The organism is Priestia sp. FSL P4-0332, from assembly GCF_038005845.1.
Classification (GTDB): domain Bacteria; phylum Bacillota; class Bacilli; order Bacillales; family Bacillaceae_H; genus Priestia.
This window is the reverse complement of sequence record NZ_JBBOUA010000001.1, coordinates 2,505,120-2,526,296: the sequence shown is the minus strand read 5'-3', so window position 1 is coordinate 2,526,296 and position 21,177 is coordinate 2,505,120. Positions and strand designations below refer to the sequence as shown.

The window sequence follows — 21,177 nt, the reverse complement described above, 5'->3', positions numbered from 1 at the left end:
CGGTATTATTTGATTACTTCAAATAATACCGCTGTTCCTATTCCGCCTCCGCTCCCTAAAGCAGCTATTACATATCGCACGTCACGGCGCTTGCTTTCATAAAAAAGACGCGTGGCTAAAATAGCTCCTGATGCTCCGTATGGGTGTCCCAGCGTCAACGCTCCTCCGCGAATATTTACTTTCTCTTCTGATATCCCCAGTTCTTGCATACAAGCAACAACTTTAACGGCAAAGGCTTCATTGATTTCAAATAAGTCAATGTCATCTATCGTAAGAGAATTTCGCTTCAAGATATTTTTAATCGCAGAAACGGGCGCAATAGCAGGGGATAGAGGCGACACGCCTGAAATATCAGCGTCTATAAAACGTAAAACGGGCTGAAATCCTAAGGCGCGTGCTTTTTGCTCTTCCATCACAAGTGTAACGCAGGCCCCGTCATTAATTCCACAGCTGTTGGCTGCAGTGACGGTACCTTCTTTTTTTAAAAAGACGGGGCTGGCTTTTTGAAGCAGCTTTGTTAGGTTTCGGTTTTTCATAAACGCTTCATCATGCATCACATTTGAAAGAGGAAGCGTTTCTTCTTCAAACAATCTCTTTTCAAAAGACTCCCAGCTTCTTTCATGGCTTAAAAGAGCATACCTATCCTGCTGGTCTTTAGATATATTGTATTGCTGGGCTACGTTTTCTGCTGCGATCCCCATGTCAGGGTCACCAATTTTATCAGGAGAAAAACGTGCTCTTTTTTCAAAAGGAGAAGTACTTGTACTTTCAACTCCTCCAGCTAAATAACACGTTCCAGCGCCAGCTTTTATCAAATAGCTGGCCATTCGAATAGCCTCTAAGCCCGCTCCGCACTGACGATCAATGGTCATTCCCGGGATAGAAAAAGGGAGCTCTGCTTCTAAGGCGGATAGTCTAGCTACATTTCCTCCTGGACCTACAACATTGCCTAAAATAATGTCATCAATTTCATGCTCGATTCCAGCGCTAAGCTGTTTTAATAAAGGAGCCGCTAGCTCTTGAACGCGAAAATTTTTAAATGCGCCGTTTTCTTTTCCAATCACTGTACGCTTCGCTTTTACAACTGCTGCTTGATACATGGTCATCACTTCCTTACATAGAAGCCGTTTTAGAACGGCCAGGTACCGCTACTGCTTTTCGAACTTTTGTAATTAAATACGCCGCGACCGCTGCTTTTATGAAGTCACCCGGAAGATAAACAAAGCTTAGCTGAAGGGACTTCAGAAACGGAATGTGAAGCTGCATTGCTTGTATAGGAATGCCACATGCGTATACTAACACAATGCCAAATAACACATTTACGGCAAATGCCTTTGCAACCGTTACATTTTTAAATCGTGACAGAGTCCAGCCAATAAAGAAAGCTGCAAACACATAGCCAATGATGTATCCAGCACTCGGACTCAAAAATACGCCAATCCCTCCGCGTCCTCCAGCAAGTAAAGGAACGCCAGCTGCTAGCAAACATAAAAAAAGAAATTGACTTAAAGCTCCTAGTCTAGCTCCAAGAATTCCTCCCGATAGCATAACACCCATAGGCTGAAGGGTAATTGGAACGGGTGTAAAGGATAAAAAAATAGGAGGGACGAGGCCTAGAGCTCCCATTATAGCCGTGAATAATGCAACGTACGTCATATCTTTTGTTTTCATCGTAAACCTCCGCTATGTATGATAAAACATGACTATCGTATCTTATAAAACTCAAATTAGTCAACTTAATTTTTATATAAGTTTACATTTTTGTTTTCTCAAACGTACATTTACGATACACTAAAAGTAAAAGAAAAAGGGAGTTTAAGCAGTAATGAAACGAATTGAAGAACTAATTTTTTATCAGTGTCAACAAACGCCTGGCAACCTGGCACTATCGGATTCTATTAATAAGCTAAGCTACGGTCAAATGTGGGATCATGTATGCAAAGCCGAAAATCAGCTGCAGGAAAAAGGGATGGAAAAAGGGGAGATCGTTGCGTTAAGTATGCCAAACAATGTAGAAGCTGTTGTGTCATTTTTAGCGATTTTAAAAGCTGGTGGAATTGTGATGCTTTTACATAATGAGTTAACAGAGGCGGAAGTGGATACCTATTTTTCTATTCAATCCCCAAATTGGCTATGGAACACATCTTCTTTAACTAACACAACAAAAGAAAAACCAATCCTGCCCGTACGACGAGTGAATGCACTGTCCGATTTATTTTTATTTGGATTTACCTCTGGGTCAACAGGGAGACCAAAAGGATTTGTAAAATCGCATTATTCTTGGTCTTCATCATTTCAAGAGTGGTCCGATATATTTTCTTTAGAGCAACACGACAAAGTGCTTGTTCCTTTACATATCTCGTATTCTGCCCAGCTTTACCCAGTCTTGCATGCGCTTTGCAGCGGCATGCACGCTATCATGCTAGAATCGTTTACACCTTCGGCTGTTTTTAACAAGGAAGCTAGCTGTATGTCTATTACACCCGCATTAATTTCTCCGTTGCTTCGTTATGTACAAAGCAGACCAAAAGAAAAACGACTTCTGCCAAAAACCGTAATTTCAGTAGGCAATAAATTATCTCCTTCCGTTCGAAAGAAATTTTCACAAGCGTTTCCTAATGCCTATCTGTATGAATATTACGGATCTTCTGAAATGGGATTTGTTACGGTGCTTTCACCACATACAGCTGAAACGCTGCCTCATACAGTAGGCTATCCTGTTGACAGCGTAGACGTTTTAATCCTGAACGAGCGTGGAAAAGAAGTAGAAAAAGGAGATAAAGGAACACTATTTGTGAAAACAACTCAAGCATTTGAAGGGTTTGTTAAGGACAGCGAAGAAACGAACCGCTCATTTTTTAACGGATATGTTACGTCGCATGATATTGCGGTTCAGCTTCAAGACGGAAGCATGACCATCGTAGGAAGAGACAAAAACGTGATTAAAAGCAGCGGAAGCTTAGTGTATGCTGAAGAAATCGAAGAGTTGCTTTTGCAAATACCCGGCGTTAGCGAAGCAGCCGTTTTTAGCGTAGTAGATGCTGAACGTTCAGAAGTAGTCGGTGCAGCAATTGTCTTAGAGAACGTTTCTCTTTCTGATGTGAGACAAGCACTGACAAAACGAGTATCTGCTTATAAAATCCCGCGCGTATGGAGAGTTTTAACGTCCTTTCCGCGAATGAAAAATGGTAAAATTGACAAAGCAACGATATACAGCTACTTTGCAGAGAAAGAAGGGAAGACATATGATTTCATTTGAACCTATTACAGCTGACACGATGTATATTGTGTCAGAGATTATCAATTCAAACGAAGCTTATAACGTGTTAGAAAACGGCAAAAAAGAGCGGGGTGAAGAAGAGCTTTTTAAAGAATACATGAACGAAAAAACAGACAGTTACTTTATAAAAGCCGACGATACATACGTAGGGGTTATTGATTACATGAAACAAAACCCAAACGATGACCATCCGTGGATTGGAGCATTTATCATTCATAGCGCCTATCACAATTTCAGTTTTGGAACGCAGGCGTATCTAGCGTTTGAAGACAAGCTAAAAGAAGAGGGAGTTTCCGTTCTACGCCTGGGCGTTCTGTCTCAAAATCCTAGAGCCAAGCTGTTTTGGGAGCGCCTTGGTTTTACGCATTATGCCACTAAGCCGCTTCATCATAATCAAGTTAACTGCTTGGGAAAAGAGATATAAAAGAAATCCGTGGGTTCATCCACGGATTTCTTTTATATTATTTTATTAAAACCGTCGCATTCGCCGGAATCACAAGCTGATTTTTGACTTTCTTAGCACCTTTTTCACTAGCAAAAATCAAGTTACCTTTCGCTGCTACAGATACTTTTACAGGTTGATTTGAAATATTATGATACACGCTAATCGATTTGCCTTTGTACGTGCGGCTATAGGCAACGACTTCTTTACTGTCTACTGAAATGGATTGAAGCGTTCCTTTTACTAACTCTTCGTGCTGCTGGCGCACACGAATCATTTCACGGTAATGATTTAACAAGGAATCCTTTTGTTTTGTTTGTGCTTCTACAGACACGCCGTTACCGCCTTTGTTATATACAGGTGTTTCCCAGCTAGTTTGTCCAATTCCGTTGCCTTCGTACCAGCGGAACGGTTCACGGATTAATTCATCAGGCTTTTCACCTGTCATGCCAATTTCTTCACCGTAATAAATATACGGATTTCCAGGAAGCGTAAGTAAGATAGAGGCGGCTGATTTTGCTTTATTCACATCGCCGCTTAACTCACTCATGACGCGATTTTGGTCATGGTTGGTTAAGAAAATGCCGTCAATTTTATTTGGATTGTATGATTTGAACAGCTCATCAGTTGCCGCTGCTGCAGTAGCGATTCCTTGATCATTTCCCGCTTTTACAGAGCTGACAATTTTTCCTGCTAAATCAAAGTTAAATAAAGAATCAAGCGATTGATAGTAAGGGGCTACCACTTCCGGTTGATCCCATACTTCACCCGTTAGATATACGTTAGGGTTTTCTTTTTTCATCGCATCTCTAAACTCATTCCACCAAAGGATATTTTTCTTAGCGCCTTCAGGTGTTTGACCTTTAAAGATATGAAGGGCAGCATCTAAGCGGAAGCCATCAACGCCTTGCTTTAGCCAAAACTTTCCGACGTTAATCATTTCTTTTCTTACTTCAGGGTTATCGTAATTTAAGTCAGGCATTCCTTCCCAGAACGTTCCGTAAAAATACTCTCCGTTTGGAGCTTTATGCCATACTTGCTGTCCCCAAGATCCTTTTTCATTCAGGTCGGTATTTTTATCAGCCCAAATATAGTAATCTCTGTACTTGCTGTTTTTATCTTTTAACGCAGCTTGAAACCAAGGGTGTTCACTGCTCGTATGATTCACAACGAGGTCCATAATAACTTTTACGTCTCGTTTGTCTGCTTCTTTCATCAGTTTGCGAAAATCTTGCAGACTTCCATACTGCGGATCAATATTATAATAGTCCGTTACATCATATTTATGATAGCTAGGAGAAGGGTTTACGGGCATCATCCAAATCCCGTTTACTTGAAGATCATTTTTTGTATGAGAATTGCCGTCATTTAAATAATCCAACTTTTGTGTCAGACCTTTTAAATCACCATGTCCATCTTTATTTGTATCGTAAAAAGAGTTTACATACACCTCATAAAAGACACCGTTTTTATCTGCTGCTTCAGACTTACCTTTATGTACGGTTTCGGCGTGAACGCCTGTTGATAAGCTAGCAGCCAGCGGCAGTGTTAGTGCTAAAGCTGTCCATTTTTTTCCTTTCATCGTTTCATCCCCTTTTTTTGCAATCGTTTGCATAAATTGACTACAATTGAAATATAGCACCTATTTGAAAACGATTACAACGAAAATTTCATTTTGATTATTTTGAACTAGTAATTTTTCTGACAACCTGTTTGTTTACTGCGTCTAATGACATTGAGCGGCTGCGTTATATTAAGGCTATAGATAGAAGATAGCAATAAAATAAGGGATTATTATCCAAGTAAAAATAATGACTATGTTAAATATTCTGACAATGTTGTTGTTCAATTCATCATCTCGTGCTAAAATCCAAATATAACTGAAAAATGGTACTATAGTTCCGAAAAACGGAACTCAAAGTATTGATGCAGATAATAAAGCTTGAATTTTATTTACTATCTGCAAATGATTACGCTTACATTAAAGGGGTTAAGGGGGAAGAATGCATTGAGTAAAGTAGATTTAAACTGTGATTTAGGTGAAAGCTTTGGTGCTTATCGTATTGGCAATGATGAAGCCATTTTAGAGCACGTGACGTCTGTGAACGTAGCCTGTGGATTTCATGCAGGGGATCCGAGCGTCATGAGAAAAACGGTAAAAATGGCCGCTGAAAAAAAAGTGCAAATTGGGGCTCATCCTGGTCTGCAGGACCTTATCGGTTTTGGACGCAGAAACATGAATATTTCACCTCAGGAAGCCTACGATATCGTGGTCTATCAAATTGGGGCATTAAACGGTTTTTTGCAAGCGGAAGGGTTATCGATGCAGCATGTAAAACCTCACGGTGCACTATATAACATGGCTGCTAAAAACAAAGCGTTGTCTGAAGCAATAGCAAAAGCTGTTTACAACGTAAATCCTGAGCTGATTTTGTTTGGGTTATCTGGAAGTGAGCTGATTCAAGCAGGTAACAGAATTGGTTTAAAAACGGCTAACGAAGTATTTGCAGACCGTACCTATCAGTTAGACGGTTCTCTCACTGCTCGCACAGAACCAAATGCTTTAATTGAAAATGATGACGAAGCTGTTTCTCAAGTTATTACAATGGTGAAAGAAGGGAAGGTAAAATCTCAACAAGGTAAGGATGTAGAATTGCAGGCAGATACGATTTGCATCCATGGAGACGGAGCTCACGCACTTGAATTTGCCCGTCATGTCAACCGTTCTTTACGAGCATCAGAAGTGGTAGTTAAGGCTATTTCAAAATAAAAACTACATACAATCAGGAGGAAGATGATATTGGAGCCAATTAAAAAATCAACACCTCAGCAAAAACTTTCGGCTGCGCCTAAAGTAAACTGGACGTTAATGCTTGGAGCCGCTTTTTTAATGGCCACATCGGCTATTGGACCAGGCTTTTTAACTCAAACTACTGTATTTACACAAAATTTAGCTGCAAGCTTCGGATTCGTTATTTTAATTTCAATTATTCTTGATATCTTTGCTCAAACCAACGTATGGAGAATTATTGCTGTTTCTGAAAAACGCGGACAAGAAATCGCCAACATGGTATTTCCTGGATTAGGATACGTGCTCGCTATTTTAATTGTTATTGGAGGACTTGCTTTCAATATTGGAAATATTGCCGGTGCCGGGCTTGGATTAAATGCGATTACGGGTATTTCTCCAACAGCCGGCGCTGCGATTAGTGCAGTTATTGCCGTGCTAATCTTCGTTGTAAAAGAAGCTGGAAAAGCAATGGATCGCTTCACGCAAATTGCAGGTTTTGTCATGATTGGGCTAATGCTATACGTAGCTGCTACCACTTCACCTCCCGTTGGAGAAGCTGTAGTGAAAACTTTTGCTCCTGACAAAATTGACATTATTGCGATCGTTACGCTTGTTGGAGGAACAGTCGGTGGTTATATCACCTTTGCTGGCGGACATCGTCTTTTAGATGCCGGCGTAAAAGGCATCGGTTCTTTACCTCAAGTAACAAAAAGTTCTGTAACAGGAATTCTCATCACTTCTGTTATGCGAATCGCGTTGTTTTTAGCTGTACTTGGCGTTGTGTCTAAAGGTTTACAAATTGACCCAGCCAATCCTCCGGCATCCGTGTTTCAGCTCGCAGCGGGAAACGTCGGTTATAAAATCTTTGGTATTGTTATGTGGTCTGCCGCTATTACGTCTGTGGTAGGAGCTGCTTATACATCCGTTTCGTTTATTCAAACGTTTAGTGAAAAACTTAATAAAAACTCAAACTGGATTATTATTGGATTTATTATTATTTCAACTCTGTCGTTTGTCTTAATTGGAAAACCTGTAAAAGTTCTTCTTTTAGTTGGAGCAATCAATGGATTAATTCTGCCGATCGCTCTTGGGACGTTACTGGTTGCTGCTTACAAAAAAAGCATCGTTGGCGAGTATAAACATCCTTTATGGCTTACCATTTCTGGTGTACTTGTCGTTATTGTAATGGCTTTAATGGGCGGCTATACGTTAATAGATCAACTTCCTCAATTATTTAAATAAAACAATGTGCCCGCACGTAAGTTGCGTGCGGGCAATGATGGGAGATAGAAACATGACAACCCTTTCACAGCTAACTCCAGCTGAACTTCGTCAGCAAATCCGTAACAATCAGCTTATTCAACCAACAGCAGGCATGGCAAACGGCTATGCTCAAGCTAATTTAGCTATTTTACCAAAGCAACAAGCTTTTGACTTTCTATTGTTCTGTCAGCGTAACCCTAAATCGTGTCCTCTTTTAGATGTCACAGACGTTGGATCTCCGGTGCCAAAATTTGCAGCTCCATCCGGAGATATTCGTACAGACATTCCAAAGTATCGAATCTATGAAAATGGGGAACTAGTAAAAGAAGTAACCGATATCACAGATTACTGGACAGAAGATATGGTTGCTTTTCTTATCGGCTGCAGCTTTACATTTGAACACGCGCTTTTAAACAACGACATACCTGTTCGTCACATTGAAGAAAACTGTAATGTTCCTATGTATAAAACAAATATTTCATGCGCTGAAGCGGGAATATTCCACGGCTCGACGGTAGTTAGTATGCGTCCAATTCCTCAGCAAGACGTAGTGCGGGCAGCCCAAGTAACTTCACGTTTTCCAGCTGTGCACGGGGGGCCTGTTCACATTGGAGATCCGGCTGCAATAGGGATCCAAGACCTGCACTCTCCGGATTTTGGTGATGCTGTTTCGATTAAGGAAGGGGAAGTGCCCGTATTTTGGGCTTGTGGTGTAACTCCTCAAGCAGTAGCAATGGCAACAAAACCTTCTATTATGATTACACATGCTCCCGGGCATATGTTTATCACAGATATTCGAGATGAAAAACTAGGTGTTTTATAAAAGAAAGAGGTGTAGGTATGAATCAAACCGTAACAAAAGCGTCGGCTGTTATTTCTCCGCTTGGCGACTCAGCGCTTGTTATAACGTTTGGAGATAGTATTCAGTACGATATTCATAAACAAATTAAAACGTGTAAAGATTCGATAGAATTAAATCCATTCCCTGGGTTTATCGAATGCGTGCCGGCATTTACAAATCTTACAATTTTCTATAACCCTCTTGAAGTTGTAGCAGCCGTGGGAAAAAAGCAGAAGAAGGAATTTGTTTCTCCTTTTGAAGTAGTGTCTTCTATCGTTCAAAGTAAACTAGAAAACGAACAGACAGAAAAAGAATTAGACCATCGTACGGTTTCCATTCCAGTTTGCTACGGAGGCGAGTATGGACCTGACCTTGAATATGTCGCTCGTCACCATAACTTAACAACTGAAGAGGTAATTAGTATTCATTCTGAAGGTGAATACTTAGCGTACATGATTGGGTTTGCTCCTGGATTTCCATTTCTAGGAGGATTATCTGAAAGAATTGCTACACCTCGCCGGCCGTCTCCTCGCACCTCTATTCCTGCCGGTTCGGTTGGTATTGCGGGAATGCAAACAGGAGTGTATCCTATTTCTACTCCCGGAGGATGGCAGTTAATTGGTCAAACGCCTATTAAACTGTTTTTGCCGGAACAAAATCCCCCAAGTTTGCTGCAGGCTGGAGATATTATAAAATTCGAGCCTATCTCTAAAGAAGAGTATCAAGAAATGCAGGCAAAGGAGGGGGAGAAATGAGTATGCGAGTCAGTAAAGCCGGGTTATTAACGAGCATTCAAGATTTAGGCAGAAGAGGGTTTCAGCAGCACGGTGTGATTGTAAGCGGTGCAATGGATTCTTATTCCCTTCGAATTGCTAATTTACTAGTTGGTAACGATGAAAAAGAAGCAGGACTTGAAGTTACGCTAATGGGGCCTACCCTTGAAATAGAAAGTGATTGTTTAGTAGCAATTACCGGAGGAGATTTAGCTCCTTCGGTCAACGGAAAGCTAGTCCCGATGTGGAAACCTTTGTTTATTCCAAAAGGAAGCACTTTATCATTTGGTCCTTGCAAAACTGGGTGCCGTTCCTATCTATCTGTAGCAGGAGGATTTGCTATTAATGAAGTGTTAAATAGTAAAAGTACGTATTTAAGAGGTGAAATCGGGGGCTACAAAGGAAGAGCACTACAAACAGACGATGTTTTACCTCTATCTGTTCCTGCTGTTTCAAAGCCTGCTTTTCTTTCAAATGAACTGATAAACGGAGTATATACTTCTTCATGGTCCGTAAATTATAAGGAACTTGTTCATTTTACAAAGAAACCCGGTGTCCGTGTTATTAACGGCAGTCAATACGATTTATTTACAGCTGAAAGCAAAAGTCATTTTACGAAAGAGCCTTTTAAAGTATCGAATCAATCAGATCGAATGGGCTATCGAATGGATGGACCTTCTCTTCAGCTTCAAGAAAAAAAAGAGTTATTGTCCGAAGCTGTTTCAAAAGGTTCTGTTCAAGTCCCGCCGGATGGAAATCCCATCATCCTGTTAGCAGATCGTCAAACCACGGGGGGATACCCTAAAATTGCTCAAGTCATCACAGCGGATTTACCGCTTTTAGCTCAAGTAAAGCCTGGAGAATCCATTTACTTTTCTCACATTTCGCTTCATGAAGCAGAAAAAATCTATTTAGAAAAAGAACAGATGCTTCAAGAATTGAAGATTGCTGTTAACCTTGCGTCAACTAAATAACACAAAACGGGAGTGACAAGAAATGATAAACGTACGTGAATTGCAAGAAGTTGTTTCATTAATGAATGAATCTGGTATTCAAAAGCTCCATATTGAACATGAAGGAACAAAAGTTGTCATTGATAAAGCAGGAATTCCTTTAGAGGACACAGCTGTTACAGAAGTGAAAACAGATGAAGTAAAAGCCGCTGCCACTGAGCAAGCGCCTCAAGATTCTATGTCTGTAAACGCAGCAGACAATAATGAAAAGCAAATTTTATCACCAATGGTCGGAACCTTTTACGCCAAGCCAGAAGCAGACGCCGATCCCTTTGTTCAAGTAGGACAAACCATTGAACATAAAGATGTTGTATGTGTGATTGAAGCGATGAAGCTGTTTAATGAAGTCGATGCGGGAATTGAAGGAGAAGTGCTTGAAATTCTTGTGAAAGACGGGGATGTTGTTGAGTTTGGACAGCCTTTATTTACCGTAAAATCACGCTAAAGTATACATACTGTCAGGAGGAGTCATTATGTTTAAAAAGATCTTAATCGCAAACCGCGGCGAGATTGCAGTTCGTATCATTCGGGCTTGTAAAGAGATGGGGATTGCAACCGTGGCCGTGTATTCAGAAGCAGACAAAGATGCACTTCACGTGAAGCTAGCAGATGAGTCATTTTGTATTGGCAAAACGTCTTCTAAAGAAAGCTACTTAAACATTCGTAATTTGCTTACCGTAGCGCAAGTAACCAAGGCAGACGCTATTCATCCCGGCTATGGGTTTTTAGCTGAAAATGCTGATTTTGCTGAGATGTGTGAATCCTATGATATTACCTTTATTGGTCCAAAAGCGGAAGCCATCCGTAAAATGGGGGCAAAAGCTGTAGCGCGAGATACAATGAAACAAGCCGGCGTGCCTATTGTACCTGGCACGGAAGGACTGATTGAAGATAGCAGCACCGCTATGCCAGTAGCACGAGAAATAGGCTATCCAATCATCGTAAAAGCTACAGCGGGCGGTGGCGGAAAAGGAATGCGTCTAGCTCATAGCGAAGAAGAGCTAGAAAAAGCCATTCGTCAAGCTCAGCATGAAGCAGAAACAGCCTTTGGAAACGGCGGCGTATATCTTGAAAAGTACCTAGAAGAGCCAAAACACATCGAAATTCAAATCATTGCTGATGAAGAAGGGAATGTGGTTCATTTAGGTGAACGAGATTGTTCGATTCAACGCCGTCATCAAAAATTGGTAGAAGAAGCTCCGTCTCCTGCGGTAGATGAAAACCTTCGTGCTAAAATGGGCAAAGCGGCGGTCTCGGCAGCTAAAGCAGTTGATTATACAGGTGTCGGAACAGTCGAGTTTCTGTTAGATAAGCACGGGCATTTTTACTTTATGGAAATGAATACACGAATTCAAGTTGAACACCCCGTTACAGAACTTGTAACAAACATTGACTTAATTAAAGAACAAATTTCAGTAGCAGCAGGCTACCCGCTATCATTTTCTCAGCAGGATATTCAGTTAAAGGGATGGGCAATTGAATGTCGGATCAATGCAGAAAATCCGGCTAAAAACTTTATGCCTTCCCCTGGAAAAGTCGAGATGTATTTACCCCCTGGCGGCTACGGGGTTCGTGTAGACAGCGCCGTTTACCCAGGCTATGAAATTTCCCCATTTTATGATTCAATGGTGGCGAAATTAATTGTAACGGGGAAAGATCGAAATGAAGCGATTCAACGAATGAAACGCGCGCTCGAAGAATTTATCATTATAGGTATTCATACAACCATTCCTTTTCATTTAGAATTACTGAACCATCCTTCTTTTAAGGAAGGGGATTTTACAACCAAATTTCTAGAAAGTAACCCTATTTCAATTAAAGAACTAGAAACGGTGTAAGAAAGGAAAGTGCTCTTATAAGGGAGTGCTTTCCTTTTTTTCTTCATGTATAATAAAAAGAACATATCATTAGCTAGTAAGCTATACGTCTATCAAATACATGTATTCGCACAAATAAGGGAGAAGGTTTTATGCAAGCTAACAATAAAACAGTGGTTAAATCCATGCAGATTCTCACGCTTTTTATCAAGCACCCTAAGCTGACCTTCACAGAAATGATGGAATATTCAGGCGTTCCGAAAACTTCTTTGCACCGGATGGTTGGTTCGCTTGAAGAGATGGGATTTTTAACAAAAGACGAGCAAGGATACTATTCGCTAGGACTTTTATTCTTGCAATTTGGTCAGCTAGTGGCTAATCGCTTAGATATTAGAAATATCGCAAAGCCTGTAATGGAAGCGCTCCGAGATGAAGTAGAAGAAGCGGTTAATTTAATTGTACGAGATGGGAATGAAGCTATGTATATTGAAAAAGTAGATACGCTTCATCCAGTGCGCCTTTATACATCAATTGGAAGGCGTTCACCTCTTTATGCAGGAGCTTGTTCACGCATTATCTTGGCGCATTTACCCGAAAAAGAACAAGAGGAATATATTACTCAAACGGAGCTAGCTCCAATAGGTATTGGAACCATTACAGATCAAAAGAAGCTAAGAAATGTATTAAAAGAAGCAAAAGAAAAAGGGTATACCATTAGCACCTCTGAATTAGAAAACTTTACAACATCCGTGAGCGCGCCGATTGTAAATCATCAAAATGAAGTGGTTGCAGGCATTAGCGTAGCGGGAATTGAAGCGAGATTTCAAGGAGACAGACTGCCGTTCATTATTCAAAAAGTAACAGAAGCAGCGAGCCTAATTTCTGAAAAACTCGGTTATCAAGGATCATTAAAGTAGCATACATAGAAAAATGGAGGTAGACCATTGAAACGATTAGAAGGAAAAACAGTCGCACTCGTAGGTCAGCGTAAAGTAGAAGAAATCAGCAAAATTGTTGAAAACCTTGGCGGGACCCCGCTTGTACGACCTGCACAAGGAACAATCTTTTTAGATGACACACACTTAGAAGCAGATATTAAAGAACTGGTAAAAGGAAATTATGATTGGTTTATTTTTACGACAGGCGTCGGGACGGAAATTTTGTATAAAACAGCAGATAAGCTAGGACTGGCGGATGAATTTCTGTCTTCTTTAAAAGCAGCTAATATTGCTGCACGCGGGTATAAAACCGTAAATATGTTAAAAAAGCTCGGTGTTACTCCAACCGTTCGAGATGATGATGGAAGTACAGCGGGACTAGTCAGGGCACTTCATTCATTTTCTTTTGAAGGAAAGCATGTAGCGCTTCAGCTTCACGGAGATCCTGCACCAAAATTGATTGACTTTCTATCGAATCAAAAAGCCCAATTTAAAGAGATTTTACCGTATCAGCATATTCCGCCAAAAGCAGAAATCATGGAACAGCTTATAAACGAATTAATAAGCGGAAAAATTGATGCTGTTAATTTCACAAGCGCTCCGCAGGCCCGATTTTTATTTTCGTTTGCAAGAGAACACGGACAAGCTGATCACATTCGAGAACTCTTTAAAAGCTCTGTAGTAGCTGTATCCGTAGGAAAAGTAACCGCTGCTGCTTTAAAAGAAGAAGGAGTAGATCGTATTGTTATTCCTGATCAAGAAAGAATGGGAAGTGCAATTGTAGCTTTAGAACATTATTATCAGCAGCGTGATTAACAAAAGGCCTTCTCGCCTCACAGTGAGAAGGTCTTTTGTATGACTTCATCCAAGCGTTGTCGAATATTGTTTGATAATTACCTATCACTCTCTTTTTAAACACGTGCAAACGACAGATAAACATAGATTTGTTACTATTTCAGAAAATCATTTTCAAATATTGTAAAAATAGTAGAAAAAGGTAAAAAAACAGATGTAGATGTTAAAAAATTGTTACGTTCTCTTTAGCAATAACTTATATCCAACCAGCTTAAAAAATCTTGATCGCCTATTTTATCATGTTAAAAACAGTGCTGTGTAAAGCCCGGTAGATTATTTATTTTAACAGGGATATAAAGGTGTATTTTTGCAGGTGAAAGATGAATGTATACACAAGCGTTAATTGTTACACTACTGAAATACAATTGTAATATTGTTATTCTTTTTTTCAACGTTTATCGTGGTATAATTTTCGTAGATTTTCATTAGCATATTTAGCTATTTATCGACAAATACAGTGAACTTTACATAAATTGTCAGACTTTTATACATATTGATACATAATTAGAAATTACTAGTTTAACAGAGCAAGAAAGCGGAGGAATTCATATTGAAAAAGAAAATGCTTTTACTTAACACAACGGTTTTATTAGGCCTGGGAGGAGTTTTATCAACTCCAACGTATGCCTCTACCATTCAAGATATGGAATCGCAAAAATCTCAAATTCAAAATCAGCGTCAAGATGTGCAATCTAACATCAAAGCAGCTTCTGATGAATTGACACGCCTTCAAGCAGAACAAGATCAAATGAAAGCACAGCTTGAGCGATTAACAATAGCAGAAGAAGAAAATAATAAAAAAGCCCAAAAAACAGAAGCCGATATTAAAGAAACGTCTAAACAAGTAGAGCAGCTTGAAAAAGAAATTAAGCTGCTTCAAGAAAAACTTGAAAAGCGAAACGATATTTTAAAAGATCGTGCACGTTCCCTGCAAGAAAGCGGCGGTAACGTAGAGTATTTACAAGTTTTACTTGGTTCTTCAAGTTTTGGTGATTTTGTAGACCGCGCGCTAGCTGTTTCGACTATTGTAGATGCAGACCGTGGTATTTTAAAAGAAACTAAAAATATGCAAGACGAATTAAAAACAAAACAAGCGGATGTTAAATCTAAGCTTGCTAGCTTAGAAGACATGAAGGCGGAACTGGATGAAATGACTGTCCAGCTAGCAGCTCAAAAGAAACAAAAAGATGCACTGGCAAAAGAACTAAAAGATAAAGAAGCAAAAAATGAAGAACTAAAAGCTTCTCTACAAGCAAAAGACAGCTCTCTTGCAAATGAACAGTCTACGCTTGAACAAAATATTAAAGATCAAAAAGCTGCAGAAGAAGCAGCAAGAAAAGCAGCTGAACAAGCGGCTAAAGAGGCAGCTAAGAAAGCAGCTGAGCAAGCTCAAAAAGCAGCGGCTGCACCAGCTGAAAAAGCCGATTCATCGTCTGCTAAGGCAGAAGCACCAAAAGCAAGCAGCAATGATGTGGCACCTACAAGCGCTCCGGCTCCAAAAGCTAGCAATGTTGTAACAGTAGGAAACCGCTGGATTGGAAACTCTGCTTACGTATTTGGCGGAGGACGCAGCCAGTCTGATATTAGCCACGGTTTATTTGACTGCTCGTCATTTGTACACTGGGCATATTCTCAAGTAGGCGTTAACCTTGGACCTCTTGGATCTGTAAGTACAGAGACGTTAAAGCATGCTGGAACACAAGTGTCTTCTAGTCAAATGCAACCTGGCGATCTTGTTTTCTTCGATACATATAAAAAAGACGGCCACGTTGGCATTTATGTAGGAGGCGGCAAGTTCATCGGTGCTCAAAGCTCAACAGGTGTTGCAATTGCAAACATGAGCAGCGGCTACTGGAAACAAAAATTCAACGGACGCGTAGTTCGTATTTAATAGGGTATAGTAAAAAGAAAACATCCAATTTGGGTGTTTTCTTTTTACATTGTAAGGAGCGTATGACTATGAATTCTATTTTTGATCACATACAACCCAACTTAGATATTTTATTTGTCGGTTTTAATCCAAGCATCCGTTCCGGGGAAACGGGGCATCATTTTGCGAATCCAACCAATCGTTTCTGGACGATTCTTCATAAAGCAGGTTTGACAGATCGTAAATATCATCCGGAGGAAGATCACTCGCTGCTCCAGCTAGGATACGGTTTAACCAATATTGTAGAGCGTCCTACAAAGGCAGCTGATGAGATTACAAAAGAAGAATATGCAGAAGGCAGAGAAATCTTAAAGAAAAAAATAGCTACATATACGCCTAAAATCGTTTGTTTTGTTGGAAAAGGTGTCTATCAGCAGTACAGCGGGCGCAAGCAAGTAAAGTGGGGTAAACAAGAGAAATCGATGGTATCAGGAATAATGGACTTTGTTGCCCCGTCTTCAAGCGGGCTCGTTCGAATGAAAGTAGATGAAGTAGTCGCCATTTATGCAGAGCTTCCGAAGCTGCTGCGTACATTAAAATAGAGAAAGCCTCAAGGCTTTCTCTATTTTGTAAACGAAATATCAATTTGAATAATTTCTGATCGGCTCCCGATTCGAAGCGGAGGACCCCAAAAGCCAAATCCTGAAGAGACAATGGTATGCAGTTGATTAATTTGCTTGTAGCCCCAATCAATTTCAAATAACCGCTTGGTGATTAAATGATTAGGTGCCATTTGCCCTCTGTGAGTATGACCGCATAGAAGTAAATCTACGCCTGCTTGTTCCGCTTCTTTTAAAGAAAGCGGCTGATGATCCATTGCAATGACAGGTAGGGAACGATCCGTTTCACTCGCTAAATCGAAAAAGCTGTCTCGTTTTTTGTCCGTCTTGTCTTTTCTTCCTATTAAATACAAGCTATCACCTATGTTTAACACTTCATCCATTAAAATAGGAATGTTCATTTCCTTCATTCTTTCCACAAACTGAGGGATCTTCCCGCCGTAATACTCATGGTTTCCTAAAATTCCATATGTGCCTAAAGGGGCTTTTAGCTGTTTCATCATAGAATCCATTTCTTTTTTAAAGAATACGTGGGGATCATCGTCAATAATATCTCCAGGAAGTAAAATAAGATCCGGCTGTATCTTTTGTACATGAGTGATTAACCGCTGCAAATGTTTTTTGCCCGACAATGTGCCAAAGTGCATATCAGATGCTACAGCAATGCGAAGGTTTTTCCGATTCGTCTTTTTAGCAAGTGAAATCGTGTATTTTCTTACCACAGGACTGTAAGCATTATACGTACCATAAGCAAAAATGAATAAAAAAGTGGCAATCATGAAAAATCCAATTGAATCGATAGCTGTAGAAAGTGAAGCGCCTAGAAGAGTAAGAATATATACGGCTAGATTACTTATAGGAAGCAAAAGCACCGAATATTGAATAAATCCTAACCAGTACGATCCCACAATTTTAAATATGCTCACTTGTTGAAACGCACGACTGATGATAAAGGAATAAGCAAAAAAGACAACGATCACCGTAAGAATCCATTTGTTTTCCACTTCAAACATTGTGTGAAGCCACATCCAAGCGTTCCATCCGATGTACAGAACGAATAAATTATATAAAATAACAACTAAAATAGACCTTACTAACACACTTACTTTCATACGCTAACCTCTTTTCTTTCATCTGTAATTCCACTATAGCTCATTTTTATTGCTTCAACAAAATTTTATCTCTTCTTCTTATCAATAAAATTTTTGCTTGTCACACAAACGAAAAAACACACCTGTTTTAGAGGTGTGTTTTTTGTATTAATGATGGTGATGCGCGTGGTGAAGGCTGCTAATCACAAATTCAGGCTCTGGAACGTGGAAATATTGAATCCATACGCCTTCTAAAAATTTCTCGCGTTTATCTAAAATGATATCGATATCTTTATCTGTTTTTACAATTTCATCATGTTCAGTCGGCGTATCAAATTTCCAATCATAATGCGCGTGATCACCGTGGTCGACAGTTACATATACACGAATCATTTTTCCTTGACCTTCTGGGCTAGCCAACGCATTTTTTAACACTTTTGCTGCGTTTCGATTAATTTTTACTTCCATTTTGAAAACTCCATTCTGTAACTTAGTATGTAACGTATTTTCGCAAACTTAAATGAAAAAGAGAAATTTTTTGCCTGACGCTCCGTATAGAGTTGCTTCATTCCAACGTAATACGCTAAACTACACCATATTGAATGAAAAAGGAGCGTATCATAAATGAAGATTGTTATTTTAGGTGACACTCATATTCCAAAAAGAGCGAAACATTTTCCGGAAAGACTCCTAACCGAACTGAAAACAGCTGATGCTATTATTCATACTGGAGACTTTCAAACGATAGATGTATACAATGACCTGCGTGTGTTTGCTCCTGTACACGGCGTAATTGGAAATGTAGACAGTGAAGAGCTTCAGCAAGTACTTCCATCTTCATTACTTCTTCCGTTTGACGACGTTACGATTGGTGTAACCCACGGTCATGGCAAAGGAAAAACGACTGAAAAACGTGCGCTTTTGGCATTTGAACATGAACAAGTTGACGCAATAATTTTCGGTCACTCTCACATTCCTGTTCATAAGCAAATTGGTGATATTACGTTGTTTAATCCAGGTTCCGCTACTGACAAGCGGCGTGAAAAGCAATTTTCGTTTGGACTGCTGTACATACAAAAAAACACGCTGCATTTTGAACATGTTTTTTATGATTCTAAGGACTAAAACAAGAGAGGGCTCTTGTTTTAGCATTTTTACGTTGTATGGTCTAAATGAGCAATATATTCGTGAAGCTTATTTTCTTCGTAATCATTTAAGTCATGCATCGGAATAACCTGCTGAGTTTGAGGATCCGTTCCTCTTACTTCTGCAATTTTTACTCCTTCTTTATAGATATTAAAAATATCTTTTTCTTCCCCGCGCTGAACCTTTTCTGTTTCAAACATTGAAAAAGACTTGCTGTTTTTACTTTCTTCCATTAAAATCACCTACTTTTTTTATCGTACTCTTATCTTTTCACACCCATTGTTAATTATGTATACACTCGATGACTAAAGGAATATGAAGTCTTGCCGATAGAAAGAAAGTGCACGATCACTTTTAACTACGGAGAGAGAGGCTACATAGCATGGAGAGAGTAAGAAAAAAAAGGTCCCTTAATAACTTTAAGACAAAGCTGGTGCTAGCATTTGCAGCGATCTTGTTAGTGCCATCTGTTACGATAGGTGTATCAGCTTACATAACGGCGAAACATGAAATTGAAAACCAAATTATTAACACAGCACAGCAAAATGTACAGTCCATTAATTCAGTGATTGACGATACCATTGGACCAAAAATTCATGATGTAGAGTTTTTTGCATCAGTGGTAAACAACGAGCGCTACAATGAAAAAGATATGGCTACTTTAAGCAAAGATTTTAACTTATATGCTTCGCTTCATCCAGAAGCCGTCAGCATTTTTACAGGAAATCAGCAGGGGAAGTTTATTCAATCGCCTAAAAAAGTGATACAAGCAGGCTATGATCCCAGAAAGCGAGATTGGTACAAGCTAGCCATGCAAAACAAAGGAAAAACAGTTGTCACTGAACCTTATCCATCAGCCTCTACAGGTCAGACCGTTATTACTGTAGCGAAAACAACGGCGGATGGCACAGGGGTTATTGCTTTAAATTTAGATATAAGCCGCATCAATAAAGCTGTCAGCAAAGTAAAAATCGGAGAAAAAGGATATCCATTTCTTTTGGATGGAGAAAGAAAATATATTGTTCACCCTACGGAAAAAGCAGGTACAAAAGCGACAGATTCTCTTTTTGACAAGCTTTATGCAAAGAGCTCCGGGTCTTTTGATTATACCTTTAACGGGGATGAAAAAAAGATGGTCTTTACTACAAATAAAACAACAAGCTGGAAAGTTGCAGGCACTATGTACTCATCAGAAGTTAGTGAAGCAGCACAGCCTATCTTTTACAAAACACTATTTATTATTGTAGCTTGTCTGATAATCGGGAGTCTTACCATTTTTGCGGTGTTGCAATCGATTATTAAACCGCTCAAACAGCTTAAGAATCAGGCTCTGAGCGTTAGTGAAGGAGATCTAACAACAGCGATTATCGTCAATTCAAAGGATGAAATCGGCGAGTTAGGGTATGCTTTTAGTCAGATGCAAAACAATCTTCGCACATTAATTCAAAATGTTGAAATGAGTGCAGAACAAGTGGCTGCTTCTTCAGAAGAGCTAACGGCCAGCTCACAGCAAACGAGCGCTGCGACTGAACAAGTATCGGTTGCGATACAAGAAGTGGCTTCTAGCGCGGAAAAACAAACGGCTGTTATTGACCAAAATGCAGCTTCTTTAGATGAGATTGTCCAAGGAGTTTCTACCATTGCCAAGCGTACAGAAATTGTTTCTCAGCTATCAAATCACACAACGTCTGAAGCTGTAGAAGGCGGAAAAGCCGTGAGAGAAACGGTCGAACAAATGGAATCCATTTCTCAATCCGTCGAGCTGTCTAATACAACGATTCGTACTTTGTTTCAACGTTCAAAAGAAGTTGGAACCATTTTAGAAGTAATCAGCGGCATTGCTGCTCAAACAAATTTACTAGCCTTAAATGCTGCAATCGAAGCGGCACGAGCTGGAGAACATGGAAAAGGGTTTTCCGTTGTAGCAGCGGAAGTGAGAAAGCTGGCAGAACAATCACAAGTGTCCGCGTCTCAAATTTCTGAGCTTATTCAAGCGATTCAACAAGATACTCAGGAATCTGTACATACAATGGAGCAAGTTACAAACAAAGTTGAAGAAGGACGAACAATATCACAAACGGCTATTCAAAAATTCGAACAAATTCTAAGCAGCATGAATGAAACGACTCCGCAAGTAGAAGAAGTTGCTGCGACTGCTCAGCAAATTTCAGCAGCGGTTGAAGAAGTGGCCCGTACAGCGGGTGAAATGGCGATCCTTGCTAAAGGAAATGCAGCTACATCTGAAGAAGTTGCTGCATCAACTGAAGAACAGCTGGCTTCAATGGAGGAAATTGCTGTTTCCGCACAATCTCTGTCTCAAATGGCAGAACAATTAACAGCGCTCATTAGCAAATTTAATTTGTAAACTTTCGTCAAATCGTCATAGACCTCTTTTATATTGGAAAAAGTAGAACATACACACATGAAAGAGGTGACA

General features: G+C 39.8%; 21 protein-coding genes. 15 read left to right on the top strand and 6 right to left on the bottom strand.

Features of this window, described 5'->3' with window-relative positions; genetic code table 11:
* Window positions 1–5: 5 nt before the first annotated feature.
* Window positions 6–1,100: an acetyl-CoA C-acyltransferase gene (locus MKY06_RS12765; protein WP_176544058.1), complete on the bottom strand. Its 1,095-nt coding sequence runs from the start codon at window positions 1,098–1,100 to the stop codon at window positions 6–8.
* 13 nt (window positions 1,101–1,113) lie between these two features.
* Complete coding sequence (locus MKY06_RS12760) at window positions 1,114–1,671, bottom strand: biotin transporter BioY (protein WP_098287543.1); 558 nt, start codon at window positions 1,669–1,671, stop codon at window positions 1,114–1,116.
* Between the two features lie 154 nt (window positions 1,672–1,825).
* Here MKY06_RS12760 and MKY06_RS12755 point away from each other — a divergent pair, with 154 nt between their 5' ends.
* Together MKY06_RS12755 and MKY06_RS12750 are read left to right on the top strand one after the other, a co-directional pair.
* Window positions 1,826–3,259, top strand: a complete 1,434-nt coding sequence (locus MKY06_RS12755) for a class I adenylate-forming enzyme family protein (RefSeq protein ID WP_098602448.1) — start codon at window positions 1,826–1,828, stop codon at window positions 3,257–3,259.
* The gene (locus MKY06_RS12750; RefSeq protein ID WP_013057191.1) at window positions 3,246–3,704 is read left to right on the top strand and encodes a GNAT family N-acetyltransferase; all 459 of its coding nucleotides are present in this window, start codon (window positions 3,246–3,248) and stop codon (window positions 3,702–3,704) included. Before MKY06_RS12755 ends, MKY06_RS12750 begins: the two co-directional genes overlap by 14 nt.
* A gap of 37 nt (window positions 3,705–3,741) precedes the next feature.
* On the opposite strand, the gene MKY06_RS12745 is transcribed toward MKY06_RS12750, so the two are convergent.
* Window positions 3,742–5,337, bottom strand: coding sequence for an alpha-amylase family glycosyl hydrolase (locus tag MKY06_RS12745; RefSeq protein ID WP_340960786.1), 1,596 nt, complete (start codon window positions 5,335–5,337; stop codon window positions 3,742–3,744).
* A gap of 393 nt (window positions 5,338–5,730) precedes the next feature.
* Here MKY06_RS12745 and pxpA point away from each other — a divergent pair, with 393 nt between their 5' ends.
* The 11 genes from pxpA to mug all read left to right on the top strand — a co-directional run bounded on the left by pxpA (window position 5,731) and on the right by mug (window position 16,485).
* The gene (gene pxpA, locus MKY06_RS12740; RefSeq protein ID WP_098399467.1) at window positions 5,731–6,492 is read left to right on the top strand and encodes a 5-oxoprolinase subunit PxpA; all 762 of its coding nucleotides are present in this window, start codon (window positions 5,731–5,733) and stop codon (window positions 6,490–6,492) included.
* A gap of 99 nt (window positions 6,493–6,591) precedes the next feature.
* On the top strand, window positions 6,592–7,755 hold the full coding sequence (locus MKY06_RS12735) for an NRAMP family divalent metal transporter (RefSeq protein ID WP_236019637.1): 1,164 nt from the start codon (window positions 6,592–6,594) through the stop codon (window positions 7,753–7,755).
* A 52-nt stretch (window positions 7,756–7,807) separates the two neighbouring features.
* The gene (locus MKY06_RS12730) at window positions 7,808–8,599 is read left to right on the top strand and encodes a putative hydro-lyase (protein ID WP_013057187.1); all 792 of its coding nucleotides are present in this window, start codon (window positions 7,808–7,810) and stop codon (window positions 8,597–8,599) included.
* Between the two features lie 17 nt (window positions 8,600–8,616).
* On the top strand, window positions 8,617–9,372 hold the full coding sequence (gene pxpB, locus MKY06_RS12725) for a 5-oxoprolinase subunit PxpB (protein WP_029321948.1): 756 nt from the start codon (window positions 8,617–8,619) through the stop codon (window positions 9,370–9,372).
* Window positions 9,369–10,364, top strand: a complete 996-nt coding sequence (locus MKY06_RS12720; protein ID WP_029321946.1) for a 5-oxoprolinase subunit C family protein — start codon at window positions 9,369–9,371, stop codon at window positions 10,362–10,364. Before pxpB ends, MKY06_RS12720 begins: the two co-directional genes overlap by 4 nt.
* 22 nt (window positions 10,365–10,386) lie before the next feature.
* Window positions 10,387–10,848 (top strand): acetyl-CoA carboxylase biotin carboxyl carrier protein, encoded by a 462-nt coding sequence (gene accB / locus MKY06_RS12715; protein ID WP_289914392.1) that lies wholly within the window; start codon window positions 10,387–10,389, stop codon window positions 10,846–10,848.
* Between the two features lie 28 nt (window positions 10,849–10,876).
* The gene (gene accC, locus MKY06_RS12710) at window positions 10,877–12,241 is read left to right on the top strand and encodes an acetyl-CoA carboxylase biotin carboxylase subunit (RefSeq protein WP_029321941.1); all 1,365 of its coding nucleotides are present in this window, start codon (window positions 10,877–10,879) and stop codon (window positions 12,239–12,241) included.
* Window positions 12,242–12,372: 131 nt separating this feature from the next.
* Complete coding sequence (locus tag MKY06_RS12705) at window positions 12,373–13,137, top strand: IclR family transcriptional regulator (protein ID WP_013057182.1); 765 nt, start codon at window positions 12,373–12,375, stop codon at window positions 13,135–13,137.
* Between the two features lie 27 nt (window positions 13,138–13,164).
* Window positions 13,165–13,974, top strand: coding sequence for a uroporphyrinogen-III synthase (locus MKY06_RS12700; protein WP_029321939.1), 810 nt, complete (start codon window positions 13,165–13,167; stop codon window positions 13,972–13,974).
* A 589-nt stretch (window positions 13,975–14,563) separates the two neighbouring features.
* Window positions 14,564–15,904 carry a coiled-coil domain-containing protein gene (locus MKY06_RS12695; protein WP_057273232.1) on the top strand — a complete coding sequence of 447 codons (1,341 nt, stop codon included), beginning with the start codon at window positions 14,564–14,566 and terminating at the stop codon, window positions 15,902–15,904.
* A 68-nt stretch (window positions 15,905–15,972) separates the two neighbouring features.
* Window positions 15,973–16,485, top strand: coding sequence for a G/U mismatch-specific DNA glycosylase (gene mug, locus MKY06_RS12690; RefSeq protein ID WP_013057179.1), 513 nt, complete (start codon window positions 15,973–15,975; stop codon window positions 16,483–16,485).
* Window positions 16,486–16,505: 20 nt separating this feature from the next.
* On the opposite strand, the gene MKY06_RS12685 is transcribed toward mug, so the two are convergent.
* The gene (locus MKY06_RS12685; RefSeq protein WP_098287538.1) at window positions 16,506–17,615 is read right to left on the bottom strand and encodes a metallophosphoesterase; all 1,110 of its coding nucleotides are present in this window, start codon (window positions 17,613–17,615) and stop codon (window positions 16,506–16,508) included.
* Between the two features lie 147 nt (window positions 17,616–17,762).
* Window positions 17,763–18,062, bottom strand: coding sequence for a heme biosynthesis protein HemY (locus MKY06_RS12680; protein ID WP_098287537.1), 300 nt, complete (start codon window positions 18,060–18,062; stop codon window positions 17,763–17,765).
* Window positions 18,063–18,218: 156 nt separating this feature from the next.
* On the opposite strand from MKY06_RS12680, the gene MKY06_RS12675 reads away from it, so the two are divergent.
* Window positions 18,219–18,719, top strand: a complete 501-nt coding sequence (locus tag MKY06_RS12675) for a metallophosphoesterase family protein (RefSeq protein WP_098526475.1) — start codon at window positions 18,219–18,221, stop codon at window positions 18,717–18,719.
* A gap of 29 nt (window positions 18,720–18,748) precedes the next feature.
* Here MKY06_RS12675 and MKY06_RS12670 read toward each other — a convergent pair whose 3' ends face one another.
* Entirely contained in the window at window positions 18,749–18,973 is a 225-nt protein-coding gene (locus MKY06_RS12670) for a hypothetical protein (RefSeq protein WP_014459961.1), read from the bottom strand.
* Window positions 18,974–19,122: 149 nt separating this feature from the next.
* On the opposite strand from MKY06_RS12670, the gene MKY06_RS12665 reads away from it, so the two are divergent.
* A complete protein-coding gene (locus MKY06_RS12665) occupies window positions 19,123–21,105 on the top strand; it encodes a methyl-accepting chemotaxis protein (protein ID WP_098287536.1) in 1,983 nt (660 codons plus the stop codon).
* Window positions 21,106–21,177: the final 72 nt, after the last annotated feature.

What these genes read in the sequence shown, in the direction of transcription:
- MKY06_RS12765 (WP_176544058.1), bottom strand. Translation starts at nt 1,100, where the DNA reads ATGTATCAAGCAGCAGTTGTAAAAGCGAAGCGTACAGTGATTGGAAAA.
- MKY06_RS12760 (WP_098287543.1), bottom strand. Translation starts at nt 1,671, where the DNA reads ATGAAAACAAAAGATATGACGTACGTTGCATTATTCACGGCTATAATG.
- MKY06_RS12755 (WP_098602448.1), top strand. Translation starts at nt 1,826, where the DNA reads ATGAAACGAATTGAAGAACTAATTTTTTATCAGTGTCAACAAACGCCT.
- MKY06_RS12750 (WP_013057191.1), top strand. Translation starts at nt 3,246, where the DNA reads ATGATTTCATTTGAACCTATTACAGCTGACACGATGTATATTGTGTCA.
- MKY06_RS12745 (WP_340960786.1), bottom strand. Translation starts at nt 5,337, where the DNA reads ATGCAAACGATTGCAAAAAAAGGGGATGAAACGATGAAAGGAAAAAAA.
- MKY06_RS12735 (WP_236019637.1), top strand. Translation starts at nt 6,592, where the DNA reads ATGCTTGGAGCCGCTTTTTTAATGGCCACATCGGCTATTGGACCAGGC.
- MKY06_RS12730 (WP_013057187.1), top strand. Translation starts at nt 7,808, where the DNA reads ATGACAACCCTTTCACAGCTAACTCCAGCTGAACTTCGTCAGCAAATC.
- pxpB (WP_029321948.1), top strand. Translation starts at nt 8,617, where the DNA reads ATGAATCAAACCGTAACAAAAGCGTCGGCTGTTATTTCTCCGCTTGGC.
- MKY06_RS12720 (WP_029321946.1), top strand. Translation starts at nt 9,369, where the DNA reads ATGAGTATGCGAGTCAGTAAAGCCGGGTTATTAACGAGCATTCAAGAT.
- accB (WP_289914392.1), top strand. Translation starts at nt 10,387, where the DNA reads ATGATAAACGTACGTGAATTGCAAGAAGTTGTTTCATTAATGAATGAA.
- accC (WP_029321941.1), top strand. Translation starts at nt 10,877, where the DNA reads ATGTTTAAAAAGATCTTAATCGCAAACCGCGGCGAGATTGCAGTTCGT.
- MKY06_RS12705 (WP_013057182.1), top strand. Translation starts at nt 12,373, where the DNA reads ATGCAAGCTAACAATAAAACAGTGGTTAAATCCATGCAGATTCTCACG.
- mug (WP_013057179.1), top strand. Translation starts at nt 15,973, where the DNA reads ATGAATTCTATTTTTGATCACATACAACCCAACTTAGATATTTTATTT.
- MKY06_RS12685 (WP_098287538.1), bottom strand. Translation starts at nt 17,615, where the DNA reads ATGAAAGTAAGTGTGTTAGTAAGGTCTATTTTAGTTGTTATTTTATAT.
- MKY06_RS12680 (WP_098287537.1), bottom strand. Translation starts at nt 18,062, where the DNA reads ATGGAAGTAAAAATTAATCGAAACGCAGCAAAAGTGTTAAAAAATGCG.
- MKY06_RS12675 (WP_098526475.1), top strand. Translation starts at nt 18,219, where the DNA reads ATGAAGATTGTTATTTTAGGTGACACTCATATTCCAAAAAGAGCGAAA.
- MKY06_RS12670 (WP_014459961.1), bottom strand. Translation starts at nt 18,973, where the DNA reads ATGGAAGAAAGTAAAAACAGCAAGTCTTTTTCAATGTTTGAAACAGAA.
- MKY06_RS12665 (WP_098287536.1), top strand. Translation starts at nt 19,123, where the DNA reads ATGGAGAGAGTAAGAAAAAAAAGGTCCCTTAATAACTTTAAGACAAAG.